This is a genomic window from Pseudoalteromonas sp. OF5H-5, assembly GCF_021530695.1.
Taxonomy (GTDB): Bacteria; Pseudomonadota; Gammaproteobacteria; order Enterobacterales; family Alteromonadaceae; genus Pseudoalteromonas.
Genome location: NZ_JAKGBF010000003.1, coordinates 240715 through 256973, shown reverse-complemented (window position 1 = coordinate 256973; position 16259 = coordinate 240715). Strand labels below are relative to the sequence as shown.

Genomic DNA, 16259 nt, shown 5'->3' with positions numbered 1-16259 from the left:
GATTGCTTCTGCGTCTTTATTACAGCAGTGGTTTTATCAGCGCTGTGATCGCTTTAATGTGATCATCACGGTCGTTTAGTGCGGGAATATAGCGATACTTTTCGCCGCCAGCAGACTCAAATACCTCTCGGTTTTCAACTTCTAACTCTTCGAGTGTTTCTAAGCAGTCTGCACTAAAAGCCGGACTTAAAATAGCGACGTTTTTAATACCTTGACTGGGAAAACTCTCAAGTGTTTTGTCCGTATAAGGTTGTAACCATTCTGCTTTACCAAAACGACTTTGAAAGGTAGTTATTACTTTTTCTTTATCAAGATTAAGTTTTTCAACGACTAAGCGAGTCGTTTGCTGACAAAAACAGTGATACGGGTCGCCTCTATCTAAAAATAGCTTTGGTGTACCATGATATGAAAATACCAATTTATCCGGCTCCCCATTCGCCTCAAGATCTTCGCTAATGGAATTAGCTAAAGATTCGATATAGAGCGGATGTTTGTGATAGCCATTAATAAAATGTAGCTCTGGTACCCAGCGCCAACCTCTTAGCACCTTTGAGATCTGATCAAAGGTTGAGCCTGTCGTTGCACTGGAATATTGAGGATATAGTGGCACGATGATAATTCTTGTGATGCCTTTTTCTCTTAATTTCTCAAGCCCTGATTCAATTGACGGGTTGCCATAGCGCATGGCGAGTTCAACTTCGATGTTTTCAAAACCTTCACTGCGTAACTGCTTCTTTATTTTATCAGTTTGCGCTCGACTAATGGTTATCAACGGGGAGCCCTCATCGGTCCAAATTGATTGATAGGCATGTGCTGACTTTTTAGGGCGAACACGTAAAATTATGCCATGTAAAATCATTAACCAAATTAGCCTTGGAATTTCGACTATACGGGGATCGGAGAGAAACTCCGCAAGATAAACTCTAAGTGCCTTAGCCGTCGGTGCATCCGGGCTACCTAAATTCGTAATAAGAACGCCCGTTTTGGAATTAAATCGGCCTTCATGGGGATTATCTGTAATGGCTGAAAAGCGAGACACTTAACGCTCCTTAGATTATCATTTTATTAGGATTATTTTACAAGAAAGGCTATACGGGAGTAAGCCTAATTTCGATCTAAACTGGCATAAATCAATTTGCGCCTAAAATTAACTCACACTATAGTTGTAATTATCGTTAATTAATCCCTTCTCTATTGCTATTCATGGATTGAGGGCGTATTTTTCTGCAAATATTTAAGGGAAAATCAATTTTTTGTTAGTTTTGGACTTGTCTAATGAGAACCAACCACCCAGTAACCCAAAGAGAAAAAACCTTTCCTCGCGATGTAAAACTCATCTCCGTCACTGATCTGAAAGGAAATATTATTGACTGCAATCAAGCGTTTGTTGATGTTAGTGGATTTTCTCGTGATGAGTTAGTTGGTCAACCTCATAATATAGTACGACATCCAGATATGCCACCTGTGGCGTTTCAAACAATGTGGACGCAGCTTAAAACAGGCAAGCCATGGATGGGGATCGTAAAAAACCGCTGTAAAAATGGTGATCACTACTGGGTAGATGCCTATGTAACGCCAATAACAGAAAATGGCAAAATCATTGGCTATGAGTCGGTTAGAAGCTGCCCAGATAGGGCTACGGTTGAACGGGCAAGTCAACTTTATACAAACGTAAATACTAATAAAGGAAGCAGTTTCGGTCTTCCCAAATTACGCGTGGTTTGGCCAGTCTTTAACATCATCTCATCACTGGCACTTTGGTATTTTGCTTCTGAGTCTGCAGGATTTTTTTGGTTGATGGCAAATATGCTGGCATATTCAGCCTATGCAACTTGGCGCGATAAAGAACAGCTGAGAAGACTAGAATCTGAGTTGGCGCACAGTTTTTGCGATGAGATATCTGAGCAAGTTTATTCGACTTGGGATGGTACTATGGCATCAATCCAAGTCCGCTTAAAGAGCGAAAGGGCACACCTAGATACAATTCTTACGCGTGTTGAACATGCGGCGCAAAACGTATCTAAAGGAGCGCATACGGCGAGTAAAGAAGCGCGAGCCACCTATGCTGATTTACAAAAGCAGCAAACTGAGACTGAGCTTGTTGCCACAGCAATGAATGAAATGACAACAACCATCAACGATGTCTCTAACAGCGTGCAACTGAGTGCTAAAGATGCTCAGAACTCCCTTGATTTGACTTCTCAAACAGAACAGATCGCTAATAAAACCAAAATTGCTTTTGGTGATTTAAGTAATACCATTGCTGACATCCGCAATTCTGTTGAAGGTGTCTCTAAACAAACTGATAAAATTGCAGCAGCCGCACAAATTATCGAACAAATCGCTGAGCAAACTAATTTGCTAGCACTAAATGCAGCAATAGAAGCTGCGCGAGCTGGTGAGCAAGGTAGGGGCTTTGCAGTAGTTGCTGATGAAGTTAGACATCTAGCACAGCGCACACAAGAGTCGACGAAAGAGATCCATGCAATTATTGAAGAACTAACCAGCAGCACACAAGCGTCAGTAGATATTGCTCAGCAAGGCCAAGAAGAATCGCTTCACGGTATTGAACAGCTGAATCAAAGCACCGATATGCTACAACAAATCACCCAAGCGGTTATCCAAATTAGTGATATGTCGATGCAAATTGCAACTTCGGTTGAGCAACAAGCAGCCGTGTCTGATGACATTAATCAGCAAGTCGTAAACATTGCACAGCTTGCAAACAACAGCCTAGATAGCGCGGACAAAGTGCATCAAGAGAGTAAAGACCTAGAATCGACTGCTAAAGAAATGCACGAGTTGATTGTTCGTTTTAAGCGTAAGTGAGTTTTAGTATAGCGCACTGATTTACTGAAGACTTAAAAGGGCATTCTCGAATGCCCTTTTAAGTCTTAATCTGATCTGTAATTTTTCCTTTTAAGCAACTTGTTATACATGTATCAATTATTAGACTATAGAGTCGTCAACGTTCGTTTAAAAACATCAAAAGCGTCGTAACCTTTCTTGGGAAAAGTCTTTACTAACTAAAGAAGGTGAAGATGCTTTAAGTCGGCAGGCTGGTTCTGAATTAAATAAGTAGTATAATTCTTTACACTTTTTACTTAGAACCATGATTATATATAGGATGAAGATCGATCTGATGACGAAACAAGTAAAGTAGGCGCTGTTATCCAAATGCTTAATAATTCACAAATATCAGCACGGCAACCGACGTAGTTGCTTAATCTACAACAAATCTGGCTCTGAAATAAATGGGCAAGGGTCGGTGTTTTTACTCGAAGTGGTGAGTCATGCATGTAGGGTGACACCCTTGGCTATGTTTACAAAATTTTGGCGAAGTATGACGCTAGTCAGTTTTCACCGTTTAGCACGGCGCGTTTTGTTCCCAGTGTTCAGTTGCACCACTACCGATATTCCGCCTGATATCACTTGGTAGTACATGCGCATTTTTAACTTTTCCTTATTAAGTTGTAACTTAATTAATATCTTCCTTATTTCCAGTTAGTGAATGTATGTTTGAAAACACGCAATAAAATTATTGACTCAATAATGGTAAGTAAACGCATATTTATAGTGTAGTTGAATGGTGATAGAATAAAGTACTTTTTGATTAAAAAATTGACTGGTGTTTTTTATTTTGCTAGGTTATTTCTGCGGTCGATTTGGTCGTAAAAATGGATTAAAAAAGGAAAATAAAATGAATTTAAAATTAAATAAAAAGAAACTCAAACATTTATCAAAAAATCTTGGAGCGTTGCCATCAGAGATGACAAATAATGTCGCCGGTGGCCGATCAAAAGATAACGATGACTTACATACTATCGAAGTATCAGGCTGCGGCCCATGTCTTACAGATGGTACCTGCAACACAGGTGCTTGTGATAGGTATACAAACTAGGAACTAGTATAAGAAAGTTATAAATTTTGGCGTGCTTAACGAGCATTATTCGCGCCAATCTGTAGCCAAAGTTTACTAATCCCTGGACCTTACAGTTGTAAGTTTACCTATATTCCTACTCATAGTAGTGATTCATCTCAGTGTTGTAGCCGATGCTTTTCTCAGAAAAATAGTGGACTATCTTATCTTCGTAAATGAGTTATCGTTTACAGTAGGGCAAATGATGTTGTTAGTCCTTTAAACAAAATTTTTTAGTTTGTTTTTGGTGAAAAGTGAGTTAGCTGGGCGCCTGCTTTATCTTTTCTTATATCTATATCTTGCGTTTTAACCCCGATTTGGCACGCTCTTTAATATTGGTTTGAATATAAATTTGATCTGTTGTTGCGATTTTAGCGTGACCTAAATCTTCAGATAGATGTTTTAGCGGGCGGTGTTGCGCATCATGCGTTGCACCTGTATGTCTTAGCCAGTGTGAAGTTGCGGCTTCGAGTTGCTCTGACTCTTCTGTAAAGCCATCTTCCTTTAGTTTAGCCACTGCTAAGTCAAAACTTTGCTGAACAATACGGCGTAATTGACGAACGTTCATACCGCCTTGGCCCCTTAGTTTATGAACAATTGGGTAGGGCTCATCAACGCGAGGTAGGGCGCTTAACCCCCGGTACTGCCGGTAACGCTTTAAATAACTGATAAAGTCTTCGCTAAGCGTTACATCCCTTAGCTTATTGCCTTTACCCATAATTCTTAGGTACCAAAAGTCATCTTGATCTTGCCAAAAGTGGCTCATTACTGGTGACCAATGAGGGCGGTCAGATAGCTCTGAAATGCGTAAATACAAGCCTTTTAAGCAAGCTAATACGAAAAGATTTCGTTCTAGGTCCGGCTGCTGTTCACTTAAATCACGTGTTACACCAAAAACATATTCCCATTGCAAATCACTCAGCGTATCAGGAAGGTTGATTTGCGATTGAACCACTAAATACGGGCTATTTTTCTTAACCACTGGAACAAAGTTAGCAAATGATTTTTCTTCTAAAATGGCAAACTTGTAAAACACATTGAGCGCGGTAAACATTGCTGCCAACGTTTGCTGGCTAGCGCCGTTTTCTTTGAGAACAAATGGTCGCCAATTTTCGTTAACCTGACGGATACCTTGGTTTTGCTTATAACGCCACTGCACAGAAGTTTGTGTCCATGCGTTATCTGGCTCTACCACAAAATCCACATATGCCTCGATGTCTTCGCGTTTTAGCTCAAACACTGACTTCTCAGCAACCAGCCACGACCATAAATAAAAGCGCTCAAGCTCATTACGAAAGCGGTTAAAAGTAGCTTCAGACTTACGACCGTAAACATACAAAAACTGAAATAGGAACTGTAGCTCGCTATGTACCGGTATTGATTTACCTTGACGAGCCAAGAATTTTTCCAGCTCTGGATATTCATGCCCAAGCGTATCATCTTCAAGATGGGCGATTTGATACCTAAGCTGCTTTAAGGTGTCGACCAATGGTAAAATCATGATAAGTCCGATATTGGTTAGTATTGGACATATTATAGTGACATCTACACATATTATGCAATACTGTGTAGATAAGCCTATAATTTATATTATGTTAAATAAAAGGGTCGCGTCATTTATTTGCAATAAGGGCGCCAAAACGAAAAAAGCGAGGGTTTCCCCTCGCCTTGTCTACAGTCTACTTGTTTCTTAATTTATTCGCAGTAGTTGGCTACGTACGTTAAGTCGTTGATGTGCTCAGGGCCATCCATTACAAAGGTTGCTTCTGCAGTGTTTGGATCTAGTGTGTAGATCTTCGCGTCTTCACCTGAGTTACGGCCAGATACGTATAACGTGCCGTCTGAGCTTACTGCTAAACCCGATGCCCAATTTACACCATGCTCGCCAACGAGATCTAAAGACATGTCGCCTTTATCTAGTGTGTAAAGTGCTTTACCTGTTAGTACGTAAATCACGTTAGTATCTGCTGAATAAGCGATATCACCGTGTGAGAAGTCGTCACCTGCATAGCTTAGCTTTCCAAGCACTGTTTTTGCGCCTGTTTGCATGTCAAACTCATAAAGATAAGTTTTGCTGCTTGCAAGTAATTTAGTACCGTCTGGCGTTACTGCTGAACGGTATAATGGCCATGAAACTGCACTAGCAGCTAAAGTCTGCTCTGCACTATCTAGTGAAACCTTCCAAAGTGATGAAGCTTTAGATGCACTGTCGTTTTGTTCCATAAAGTAAAGTGCACCATTGTGCGCAGCAATGTTTGAAGCTGTATTAGCGACGCCATCAACGTATGCATAGGTACCATTAACCATGTCGAATTTATAAACATAGCTATTGCTGTCTTCACCAAAGTTATTGATGCCATACACGCCTACTTTACAAGTTACTGGAGGCTCTGGAGGTGTAACGTCTTCCTCTTCTGTTACGACTACGTTGTCTAGTAACGCACCATATGAGTCAGAAGTGCCTAACCCCTGAAAGCGTAATTGTGTCGAACTACCAGTTGCTTCAACCGTATACTCGTACTTTGTCCAGCCTCGGGTCGTTGCATTCATCGTCACTAGTGTGTTGTCACCAAACCATGCACGTGCACGATTAGTTGAGTTATTGTTTACCACTCGAGGCGAGTAATAAAAACTCACTTTATACTTTTTTCCAGCAGTTGTTGGGATATTCTGGTAGATTGTATAATTTGCAGTTGAGTCAAGCTCTAGGTATTGATTGCCGTTTTGAGGCACGATAATACCAAGGCTTTGCTTTTGAATTTCGAATCTGGCACCCTCTCTATTCCAACCTTGGAGGTTGTCAAATAACGCCCAATCACCAGAAATATTGCCTGATGTTTCAAACGAGCCGTTAACGACTAAATTGTCGGCAGCACTTGCTGTACCAACAACTGATATTAACGCTAAGGTTGTAAAGTTAAGTTTCATAGCCACTCCAATAAAATAGAGTTAATGTAAATTTTTTGTTTACAATAACATCACTTAATATACTACCATTGTCGTATTTTTTGAGTCAGCGGTCAATGAATAACCGAAAAACCAGATTTTATGGTGTTTTACGTCTTTAAATAGACTTTTTAATTGGTACTTTAGTATTGTTTTCTTGGCGTGGAAAATAGATGTCGAAACCTATCCGTCATTTTGACCGAGACTAGGGTTTCGTATAGCGAGGTCATTAAAGCTAATGGTTAACGGTACATCTAAGAGCGTTTGTTTGGTTGCAGTAATGAAAGTCTAAGTAGTAGTTGTCCTTGGAAGGTGACTGGCCAAGCGCTATCGTATTGTAAAGTAATTCCGCTCCTTTTCGGCCCATTTCGAAGGGGTTTTGGCCAATATTGATTGTTGAAAGTCCCTTTTCCAAAGCTTTAAGTTGCATCTCTTCTGTATCTGCGGAAATGATCACAGCATTGTTATTTTTGATCTTCTCTTTGTATGGTAATACGCGTTCAATATAATTAGAGTGAAATTGAGCGAAGCCAGCGACAGCAATAAAAATCGGGGGATTTTCATAACTTAGCAAGGTCAATAGTTGGCTTATCGCATCTTCGCGTTTACCCATTGTGTAAAGTGTGCATCGTTCGTACTCTTGCCACCCTTGCTTGAGATCATTCTCTGTTTTTGTAAGGTTGTCTATTGTATGTGTAGAGAGTGCATATCTAACGCCATTGATCCTTTTATCCAAATTAGGTGTTGAGTGATGACCTGTTTGAATACAAAACGATTGAAGCGCGGCCTTTTTATAAGGTTTAGCGGCTTCTCCAAGTGCAACACCAAATGCAAAGTTATCGGTTCCTACATAGGCGAGACGGTAATCTTTATGCTCTGTTAAAAGGTCAGAGTCAAAAGTGATCACTGGTATCTTCAATTGCTTTGCCTTTTTGAGTGAACGTGACACGAGATAGTTTGAATCGGTAGTTGATATTAATAACCCGTCTACCTTTTTACTCAATAGTTCATTAATGATTAGGCTTTGCGTTCTAAAATCTTGATAGTCGTCTGCACCATCGTAGATACACTCTACATTTGGATGTTGTTTCGCAAAGTCTACACACCCTTTATACGATTGTTCATAAAAGGTGTCATTTTTAGTTTTGCCTACAACCGCGATGGTTATTTCCGCTTGAGTACTTTGGCTCAGTATCGCAAACAATATTAGCCCAAATACCAAGGTACAACGGGAGAATAGATTTTCCTTTAACTTCATGTTTAGAATGAAATAATTTTCTTAAACTACTGCAAGCATAACGTAGATTTTTAGTAACGCAAATGAGGACAGCATTCCATCTGGCGCTCACTAGTGCATCGCAGCATTTTTCAATACAAATTGATGAGCATCCATATAGCTTTTAATAGCACTTTGCGCAATTCGTATCGTCGCGGGTACATCAGTACTACCTTTATGAATGCAAAATACCTCCACTTTTTCCAGCTCGAATTCGGGATCTACTCGCTCCAGGTTATGATTATTAAATGCGATGATTTCTGGCACTAATCCAATACCCAAACCGCTTTCAATGAGCCCTATTGTATCGCTAACGGAATTGGTTTTGTGATGTGCTTTGAATGAAAGCTGTTTAACGATATTTTGTGTTGTATGTATAAATTCATAATTTGTGACTTTGCTTTCCCAAGAGTTTGCAATGTAAGGAGCGGTTGTGTCGTTAAATTCACTGTCCTTTGCTTTATATAGCACGTCTCTAAATGAACCAATATATTGTTGTGATTGCTCCACATCTGTGCTTTTACCCACTCTAACAGCAAGATCTATCCCCCGCTCCACTAGATTGAGATGGCGATCTTCATTAATTAAATTCAGGCGGATTTTAGGGTGCGTTTTAATCAGCTTACATAGTGCAGGTGCAACGATGGTTTGCATCAAAGCATAGGATGTTGTCACTGTTAACTGCCCTGCCAGTACTGATTGCTTAGATCTTGCTTTCTCCCAAGCTAACTCTGATAAATGGCTGATTTCAAGGCAGTACGCATAGAAGTCTTTACCAACGTTGGTCAATGATTGGCTTCGTGTGTTTCTATATAGTAGTGGTGTTCCTATCTCTTCTTCTAGTTTCTTGAGATGTTGGCTGATCACTGATTTAGACAAAGATAACTTCTCCGCGGCTTTGGTCAGTGATCCTGACTTTACCACCCCCTTAAATATCATCATTCTTCTTAGTTTGTTCATTTAACTTCTCTTTTCACATTACTTTATAAGATAAAGACCGCCGCACTCAAATAAAATTACATAAATATTACATAAATTAAACATTTATTTTTAACAGTTATAAATGAAATATGTGTTTTGGTCTATACCAAATTCAGTGTTATTTCCCCTGCCTAGCTAAAAGTGGTTATTGATTATTTCCTTAATCGTTTTAGGTTTAACCTTGTTTGAATTTTTAAGTCATTTATATAACTTAAAGTGGCTGTACTAACGGGTAGTTACTTTGATTTTTCTGGCCAAGATCAGATAGCTGTCAATAGATTGAATTTATTTCTTCAACAAAGAACACGCGTCTCATTTATAGCGGCAGAAACATTGAGTTCGATTTTATGAAACAGTTTAATTAAGGTTGAATTTTGAGCGAAAGTGGCTATAAAAATAAGCTGTTAACTATCTGTTTGTAACAAAACTCCCTACATCTATAGCTATGGATGGCCAGGTTATAGCTCGTTTTTGTTAACTTTCATTTACTTAATTTGTTGTTTTGTAGATTGTATATCGTGATGTTTGGTGTTATCGAAAATGCAACTAATTTCCTCAATTTGTTAGAAAGTGTAGAAGTTCTTCCATTCTCATTGTCCCTATATAAATAATATTAAAAGTACATTTGGTTAACATTTTAACTACATGCACTTTTATCTTCAGTTGCACCTTTTAAACCAGAATAGGTCTAGTGCAACTTAACAGTTAGAACACCGATTGATTAAGGAATATGAAAGATGAAATCAATTAAGTTAAAGAAAAGCGCAATTGCTATCGTAACGTCACTCCAATTATTTGGGCTTAGTCAGCTCGCAACTGCGAATACCGACGTCCCAGAAATCTCACCAATTATGTACGATACACTTCAAGGTGATATTGAAGGTGCACCTTTGTTTGTAGATGTTGGTTCAGATGATTTTCTATTAACACAGGAGCAATGGCACACAATTCAAGTGTTCGCTCAAGCTGCTGTTGGGTTACCAAACAACGAGTCTGCATTTAGAAGTTCAACGCGCTACCCTGACAACACGCCTTTGAATAAACACTATAAAGCGTTAATGGAAACGTTTGGAGAAATCAACGCATCTGGTCAAAACTGGAATCACAATATCTACCCTAGCGTTATTGATTTAGCGACAAAACTTGCTAACTACTCAGACACTCATGCACTGTTAATTAACCCGTTTATCAGCCAATTAACCAACTTACATAACGCTTCACTTACGGGGGATATGCAAGCTGCTGAGCAGAGTCGCCAAGCCGCAATTTCATTTCTCAATACTTTTATGAGTTTTATTGACTCAAACCTGAATAAAACAGAAGAAGTGGTGAATGAACTTATTAGTTTTCAGGGGGGATTGACTACGCATACAGGGGAATTGGAAACGCTTGAGAGTACATTTGCTGATATCTTGAATAAAGATCAGCCTGCGAATATTCGCGAAAAAATTAGTACCTTGCAAAATCGCCTAAACAGTCTTAACAACGAAAAAGACACTAAGTTGAAGATAGTTGCAGGCCTCTCTGCTGGAGGACCTTTAGTGTTGTTAATCGGCGGTTCAGTACTTGGCAGCCAAGTCGAAGAGCTCAAAGACGAAATAGATAAGGTTCAAGAAAAAATTGATAGTTCAAACAAAGACCTAGCACATTCAGTGAGCCTGGCCGCATCTTACGAGATTGCAAAAGGTCAAGTAGATGGCATGAATGATAAGATCCTCAAAGCAATCGATAATGTGCGCTTAGTGCAAGTGCATTGGCAGTCTCTACTAGGAGATATGCGGTCACTTAAAGAAGTCTTAGAGCAACTAGACAGTGAAAATGCACTTCGAAATGCTAATGTTGTGGTAGCTGGTATTGTTTCATCTCCGCTTGCTAGCAGCGCAACAAACTCGTGGAAAGACATTTCAGACAAAGCGAGAGCATTTTTGCAAAATGCTTATCTACCTATCTCTGAGCAGTAATCAAATACAACATGCATTCCTTCCTTATTGCTATAAGGAATATATCACCGTACCTGAGCTAAATATGCTCAGGTACATAAGGAGTTACTATGAAACCAACTTTACTCAGCCTGTTGATTGGCTGCACTTTTTCGAGCCAAGCTGCGACTTGGAATGAGCTATATAATCTTGAGCTAAGTCAAAACCTACCGAGCGTTACGACTTCAAATCAACAACAGATAGACACACAAAATTATTTGGTCTCGGCCTTACATGTCAATTTGAATGACGTGCTTACTAGTGCAAGAGATCATAATACTATCGTCATTGCTGCTGACACGGTAGAAATCGACCGAAACATGATTTTCGATGCGCCAAACAAACGAATTTTTATCGTCGCACGTAAAATAATGGGTAATGGTACGGTGAGTATCAATTTAGATACCCAAAATGCTCAAGCATCAACATTGGTATTTATGGCTGATAAAGTTGAGGCTAATATCAATATAATCACAGCTCATTCGCCAAGCGATGGTGAAATTGAACGCTTTAGTATTGCTCCAGACTCATTTGGTACGCTATATCAAGTTATACAAGGCAATAAGTTCGCAACGCCTATTTCGCCAGCGTTAACGTCGCTCATCTCTGTGCATAAAGAGTACTTTTTAGATGCATTTGAAAAGTCATTCGATATGGCGGCTTCTATCTATGATCAAAATCCAGCGTTAAGTATTGAGATGTTGAGCTGGCCTGAAGCTATTTTAAACGCAGCTCATGATGTTAGAGAATCTTCCGTTCAAGCAAAGAATTTTTACTTGCAGCTTGCTAACTTTAAACAGTTTTTGTCGTACGCAACACTTAACAAAAACTATGTGCCTAGCCTATCCCGCGACTTTTATGAGTTAACGATTAAAGCATATATTGACGCGATGGAAGCATATCAGGATAGCTACGATAATTTTCAGCAACAAGGCCGAAGTTTAGAAAACAAGCGCCAAGATCTCACTTTGATGCAGGATAACCTATTCGACGTTGCATCTGCTGAGCAACGAATTATCTCTCGCTCTGTAGAGCAACTGACGAGCTTGGTAAAAACACTTGATCAACAAAAAGCATCATTCAGCGGACAAGAAAATAATGTCTTCTATTCAGGGGTCGAGTTTCAACAAGGAATTTTGGACTACAAACTAGATAAAATCACTGAAATTGGGCTTAAAGTACTTGAAACCGTAATTAGTGCGGGCACTGCATTTGCCGGTGCTGCGGGGGGAGATACCAGTGGCTTGAAAGACTTAGTTGCGAGCTTGCCCGCCACAATCCAAGAGATCAATGAGTTAAAAACCAAAATTGATGATATCGCGTCATTAATGGATAAAGTACAAACGGTTAGCGGCCAGTTAAACGTGTTATCACAAAAAACCGCTGATCCGTTTTCTAGTAGTGAGCTTGCACAAGAGTTCAATCGCCTTAATTCACTCATTCCGACCAAAGAAGAGGCAAATCGAATTTGGGACGAATTTTTAATAACTGCTAAGGCACAAATGAAAAAGGCCATAGATGAAGACATTGATGGTGCAAGTGACTACCTTGTTGCTATCGAAAAGTTGATTAATCATGGTAAGGCAATAGTTGCTGTAGAGATTGATATTGCCCAGGAGCAATCTAGACAGATAGATTTGCGCATCACCGCTGATGCAAAACTTAAACAGATCAATCGTATAGATGCATTTTTACAAAATAATCAAAACAGTCTAGATGAAATTCAGGACATGGAGGAACAGCTATTCCGGACTTTGAATAATCTAAAACGGCCGATATTTGTTGCACTAACAAACTATCAGGCGGCATTTAGCTACTGGTCTCTTGATGACACCATAGTGACACCAAGCCTTAATCAAAGTTATCAAGAATACCGTCACGACTTAGCTTTACTACGTGAACAAGAGGCCGCGTCATTATTGCGTTTTAACCCTCGACCTCAAGATTTTATGCTCACCATAGAAGAGTTAGATGCGCCGCAGCAATTGCTGGATTTTGCGCAAGACGGTGAAATGAGTTTTACGCTGTCGTTGGAAGATATTGATTTTTCCCAGTTTGATCGAGTTAGATTAGACGAGGTCAATGTTGTACTAGAAGGTTCGGGGTTAAATGAGAACCAGCGCTATGATATCGAAGTAAGATCTAGTGGTTCATATCAAGATAGGTTTAAAGGGCAATCCTATCAATTTAGTGCAGGGTCGTTATACCGATTGGTAAGTTACGAGCTGTTAGATAGTGAAACGACGCGCATAGATCCAATCACCAGTGGTGCAATCGCAAACGATTATGCGATTAATTACTTTAAACCAACTCCGTTTACCACTTGGTCAATTAAGCTGAAAAATCCACAGCTTTATGACTTAAGTAAAGTGACGAATATCAAAGTGTCGTTTAAAGGAAATGCGATCCCCAAACAATAGTGTAGCACTTGCACTTTAGCTTAGTAGGAGCCACTTCAGGTGGCGATCTTTAATAAAAGCTCGCAGGATTAACCTGCTCCTATTTTAGTGTGGCTTGAATATTTGCTAAACAAGATTGCCTTTCGTAGGAGTCACTTCACGTGGCGATCTTTTAACAAAAGCTCGCAGGATTAACCTGCTCCTACTCTGGTGAGGCTTGAATATTTGCTAAATAAGATTGCCTTTCGTAGGAGCCACTTCAGGTGGCGATCTTTAACAAAAGCTCGCAGGATTAACCTGCTCCTATTTTAGTGTGGCTTGAATATTTGCTAAATAAGATTGCCTTTCGTAGGAGCCACTTCAGGTGGCGATCTTTAACAAAAGCTCGCAGGATTAACCTGCTCCTATTTTAGTGTGGCTTGAATATTCGCTAAACCAGATTGCTTTTTTCGTAGGAGCCACTTCACGTGGCGATCTTTTAGCAAAATTCCTCCGGATGAGCCGCCACCTACTCTACAACTTGAGCCTTCAATAAAGATCTGTTATCTAGATAGCCACTAAAACGGGTTGCTAATAAGGCTGCAGCGCTGATAAGTGCCCCTATCCAAGCGGTGTCCTGCAGCGACATATTTTCAACAATTTGGCCACCTAAGACAGAACCGAGCGCAATTCCAACGTTGAAGGCAGCGATATTCAACCCCGATGCAACATCCACCGTTTTTGGACTAAACTTTTCGGCTAGCTGTACAACATAGACCTGAAGACCAGGTACATTTCCAAAAGCAAATGCTCCCCACACTAGTACTGTGATCACCACGCCGATTTTCGACTGCATGGTAAATGTCAACACAGCCAAAATGACCGAGAGTAACGCGAAGATGATGGTCAGAGCGCTTATCGGCCCTTTTTTATCTGCTAATTTGCCGCCATAGATATTGCCAACTGCAACAGATACACCATAAACCAGCATAATAATACTGACTGTAGCGGCGTTAAAACCAGCTTCCTGTTGTAAAATTGGCGCAAGATAGGTGAATGCTGTAAAGGTTCCACCGTAGCCGAGTATGGTCATAAGATAGACGAGCAGTAATCTGGGTTGCAATAATACTTTTGCCTGCTCAGATAGACTGGCAGATGCGCTTTGCTTTAGGTTCTTTGGAATTAATAATGCACTTCCCAAGAGAGCGATAACACCTAAAGCAGAAACTACTAGAAAAGTGGCTTGCCAGCCAAACTGTTGGCCAATCCAAGTACCCAAGGGGACACCTGTTACGAGCGCAACGGTCAGTCCCGTGAACATAATGGCGATGGCACTTGCCTCTTTGTCTTTTGAGACCAAGTTAGTTGCAATCGTAGAGCCAATCGAGAAGAACACACCATGAGCGAGCCCTGTCATGATCCTCGCTAAAATGAGGCTTTCATAACTTGGCGCTTGCCACGCAAGCAGATTGCCAAAGACAAATAGTGCCATCAAACTAAGTAATACAGATTTCCTATTCCATCGCCCTGTCAGTGCGGTTAAAACGGGCGCACCAACAGCAACGCCAATGGCATATAAACTCACCAGTAAACCTGCACTTGGCAGCGAAACTGATAAATCGGAAGCAATGGTCGGTACTAAACCAACAATGACAAATTCGGTGGTACCAATGGCAAATGCGCTTAATGTCAGCGCCAGTAATGCAAGCGGCATAAATAACCCTTTTAACGTGATAAGCAATAAGTTGGTGTAGTGTGAAAGCTTTTTTATTTGCAAAAAATAGCGAAAATGACAAAATACTTTTGTAGAAAATGAAAAGGAATACACATGACCGTTAGCTCAAAAACCGAAGATCTAGAAGCTTTTATCTGTGTTGTCGATACTGGCAGTTTTTCCGCTGCAGCAAATCTGATGGACGACCAAGTTGCAAAGGTTTCAAGAGCAGTAACTCGACTGGAAAAGTCCCTGTGTGTAACCCTATTCAATCGAACGACTCGACGGATAGAGTTAACCGAAGAAGGAGAGCTATTTTTACGCTATGCGCGGCAGGCACTCAATACCATTGAGCAAGGTGAAGAGGCGTTAAAGCTGTTACGATTTTCGCCAGCTGGTAAATTAAGAGTGGATGCTGCAAGTCCTTTCGTTTTTCACCAGCTTACGCCTATATTAAAAGGTTTTAATGAGACCTTTCCCGATATTACTTTGGAAATAACAAGTCATGACAGCATCATCGATTTGCTGGAGCATAAAACCGATATCGCAATACGAATTGGTGACTTGGCTGACTCTAATCTTCATGCGCGTTTGTTAGGTCGCAGTAAACTTCATCTTGTAGCAAGCCCTGACTATTTAAGTAAATTTGTAGGTAATGAACCACTGATTGATCTTCCACATCATAACTTGATAGGTTTTACCGATGCCCCACATCTCAACGTCTGGCCTTTACAAAACCCGCAACAGCTCAAGTTTTCTATTAGCGCATCCAGTGGCGAGACCGTGAGGCAATTATGTATTGCTGGCCATGGCATTGCACTGCTATCTAACTTTATGGTGAGGCAAGATATAACAGCCGGAAGACTTGTTGAAGTTTTTACCGAGCAAATTATTTCGCCAAATCGCAGAGAAGCAGTACAAGCCGTGTATTATCAAAATAGTGGTGTATCCTCTCGGATTTCGGCATTTCTAGACTACATTGCGCCTAGGCTCACGCTATAGCTTTTTCATTTTTTACAAATATGTTTTGTATTTATTGCGGTTAATGAAAATATTTTAAACCGTT

Annotated in this window: 11 protein-coding genes; 5 read left to right on the top strand and 6 right to left on the bottom strand. The window is 40.2% G+C overall.

The features are described from left to right. Nucleotides 1-19 precede the first annotated feature (19 nt). Nucleotides 20-1039, bottom strand: a complete 1020-nt coding sequence (hemH, locus tag L1271_RS05995; protein ID WP_235367340.1) for a ferrochelatase — start codon at nucleotides 1037-1039, stop codon at nucleotides 20-22. Between the two features lie 236 nt (nucleotides 1040-1275). Between hemH and L1271_RS05990 the strand changes: the two genes are divergently transcribed. Together L1271_RS05990 and L1271_RS05985 are read left to right on the top strand one after the other, a co-directional pair. After that, a complete protein-coding gene (locus L1271_RS05990; RefSeq protein WP_174169224.1) occupies nucleotides 1276-2829 on the top strand; it encodes a methyl-accepting chemotaxis protein in 1554 nt (517 codons plus the stop codon). 871 nt (nucleotides 2830-3700) lie between these two features. After that, nucleotides 3701-3901 carry a hypothetical protein gene (locus tag L1271_RS05985; protein ID WP_102058051.1) on the top strand — a complete coding sequence of 67 codons (201 nt, stop codon included), beginning with the start codon at nucleotides 3701-3703 and terminating at the stop codon, nucleotides 3899-3901. 310 nt (nucleotides 3902-4211) lie between these two features. Here the strand turns inward: L1271_RS05985 and L1271_RS05980 are convergent, their stop codons facing one another. The 4 genes from L1271_RS05980 to L1271_RS05965 all read right to left on the bottom strand — a co-directional run bounded on the left by L1271_RS05980 (nucleotide 4212) and on the right by L1271_RS05965 (nucleotide 9101). After that, the gene (locus L1271_RS05980; RefSeq protein ID WP_102058052.1) at nucleotides 4212-5420 is read right to left on the bottom strand and encodes a tyrosine-type recombinase/integrase; all 1209 of its coding nucleotides are present in this window, start codon (nucleotides 5418-5420) and stop codon (nucleotides 4212-4214) included. A 194-nt stretch (nucleotides 5421-5614) separates the two neighbouring features. Next, the gene (locus L1271_RS05975; RefSeq protein WP_102058054.1) at nucleotides 5615-6847 is read right to left on the bottom strand and encodes a DUF642 domain-containing protein; all 1233 of its coding nucleotides are present in this window, start codon (nucleotides 6845-6847) and stop codon (nucleotides 5615-5617) included. Nucleotides 6848-7100: 253 nt separating this feature from the next. Next, nucleotides 7101-8123 (bottom strand): substrate-binding domain-containing protein, encoded by a 1023-nt coding sequence (locus L1271_RS05970; RefSeq protein ID WP_235367339.1) that lies wholly within the window; start codon nucleotides 8121-8123, stop codon nucleotides 7101-7103. Between the two features lie 90 nt (nucleotides 8124-8213). After that, nucleotides 8214-9101 carry a LysR family transcriptional regulator gene (locus L1271_RS05965; RefSeq protein WP_235367338.1) on the bottom strand — a complete coding sequence of 296 codons (888 nt, stop codon included), beginning with the start codon at nucleotides 9099-9101 and terminating at the stop codon, nucleotides 8214-8216. 758 nt (nucleotides 9102-9859) lie between these two features. Between L1271_RS05965 and L1271_RS05960 the strand changes: the two genes are divergently transcribed. Both L1271_RS05960 and L1271_RS05955 read left to right on the top strand, forming a co-directional pair. Next, the gene (locus tag L1271_RS05960) at nucleotides 9860-11083 is read left to right on the top strand and encodes an alpha-xenorhabdolysin family binary toxin subunit A (RefSeq protein WP_235367337.1); all 1224 of its coding nucleotides are present in this window, start codon (nucleotides 9860-9862) and stop codon (nucleotides 11081-11083) included. An 89-nt stretch (nucleotides 11084-11172) separates the two neighbouring features. Further along, nucleotides 11173-13521 (top strand): hypothetical protein, encoded by a 2349-nt coding sequence (locus tag L1271_RS05955; RefSeq protein WP_235367336.1) that lies wholly within the window; start codon nucleotides 11173-11175, stop codon nucleotides 13519-13521. Between the two features lie 487 nt (nucleotides 13522-14008). Here L1271_RS05955 and L1271_RS05950 read toward each other — a convergent pair whose 3' ends face one another. Beyond that, a complete protein-coding gene (locus L1271_RS05950; protein WP_235367335.1) occupies nucleotides 14009-15193 on the bottom strand; it encodes an MFS transporter in 1185 nt (394 codons plus the stop codon). A 114-nt stretch (nucleotides 15194-15307) separates the two neighbouring features. Between L1271_RS05950 and L1271_RS05945 the strand changes: the two genes are divergently transcribed. Further along, nucleotides 15308-16195 (top strand): LysR substrate-binding domain-containing protein, encoded by an 888-nt coding sequence (locus L1271_RS05945; protein WP_235367334.1) that lies wholly within the window; start codon nucleotides 15308-15310, stop codon nucleotides 16193-16195. Nucleotides 16196-16259: the final 64 nt, after the last annotated feature.

Excerpts from the sequence above, each read along its gene's own strand:
- L1271_RS05955 (WP_235367336.1), top strand. The coding sequence starts at position 11,173 with ATGAAACCAACTTTACTCAGCCTGTTGATTGGCTGCACTTTTTCGAGC.
- L1271_RS05990 (WP_174169224.1), top strand. The coding sequence starts at position 1,276 with ATGAGAACCAACCACCCAGTAACCCAAAGAGAAAAAACCTTTCCTCGC.
- L1271_RS05945 (WP_235367334.1), top strand. The coding sequence starts at position 15,308 with ATGACCGTTAGCTCAAAAACCGAAGATCTAGAAGCTTTTATCTGTGTT.
- L1271_RS05960 (WP_235367337.1), top strand. The coding sequence starts at position 9,860 with ATGAAATCAATTAAGTTAAAGAAAAGCGCAATTGCTATCGTAACGTCA.
- L1271_RS05980 (WP_102058052.1), bottom strand. The coding sequence starts at position 5,420 with ATGATTTTACCATTGGTCGACACCTTAAAGCAGCTTAGGTATCAAATC.
- L1271_RS05970 (WP_235367339.1), bottom strand. The coding sequence starts at position 8,123 with ATGAAGTTAAAGGAAAATCTATTCTCCCGTTGTACCTTGGTATTTGGG.
- L1271_RS05985 (WP_102058051.1), top strand. The coding sequence starts at position 3,701 with ATGAATTTAAAATTAAATAAAAAGAAACTCAAACATTTATCAAAAAAT.
- L1271_RS05950 (WP_235367335.1), bottom strand. The coding sequence starts at position 15,193 with ATGCCGCTTGCATTACTGGCGCTGACATTAAGCGCATTTGCCATTGGT.
- L1271_RS05975 (WP_102058054.1), bottom strand. The coding sequence starts at position 6,847 with ATGAAACTTAACTTTACAACCTTAGCGTTAATATCAGTTGTTGGTACA.
- L1271_RS05965 (WP_235367338.1), bottom strand. The coding sequence starts at position 9,101 with ATGAACAAACTAAGAAGAATGATGATATTTAAGGGGGTGGTAAAGTCA.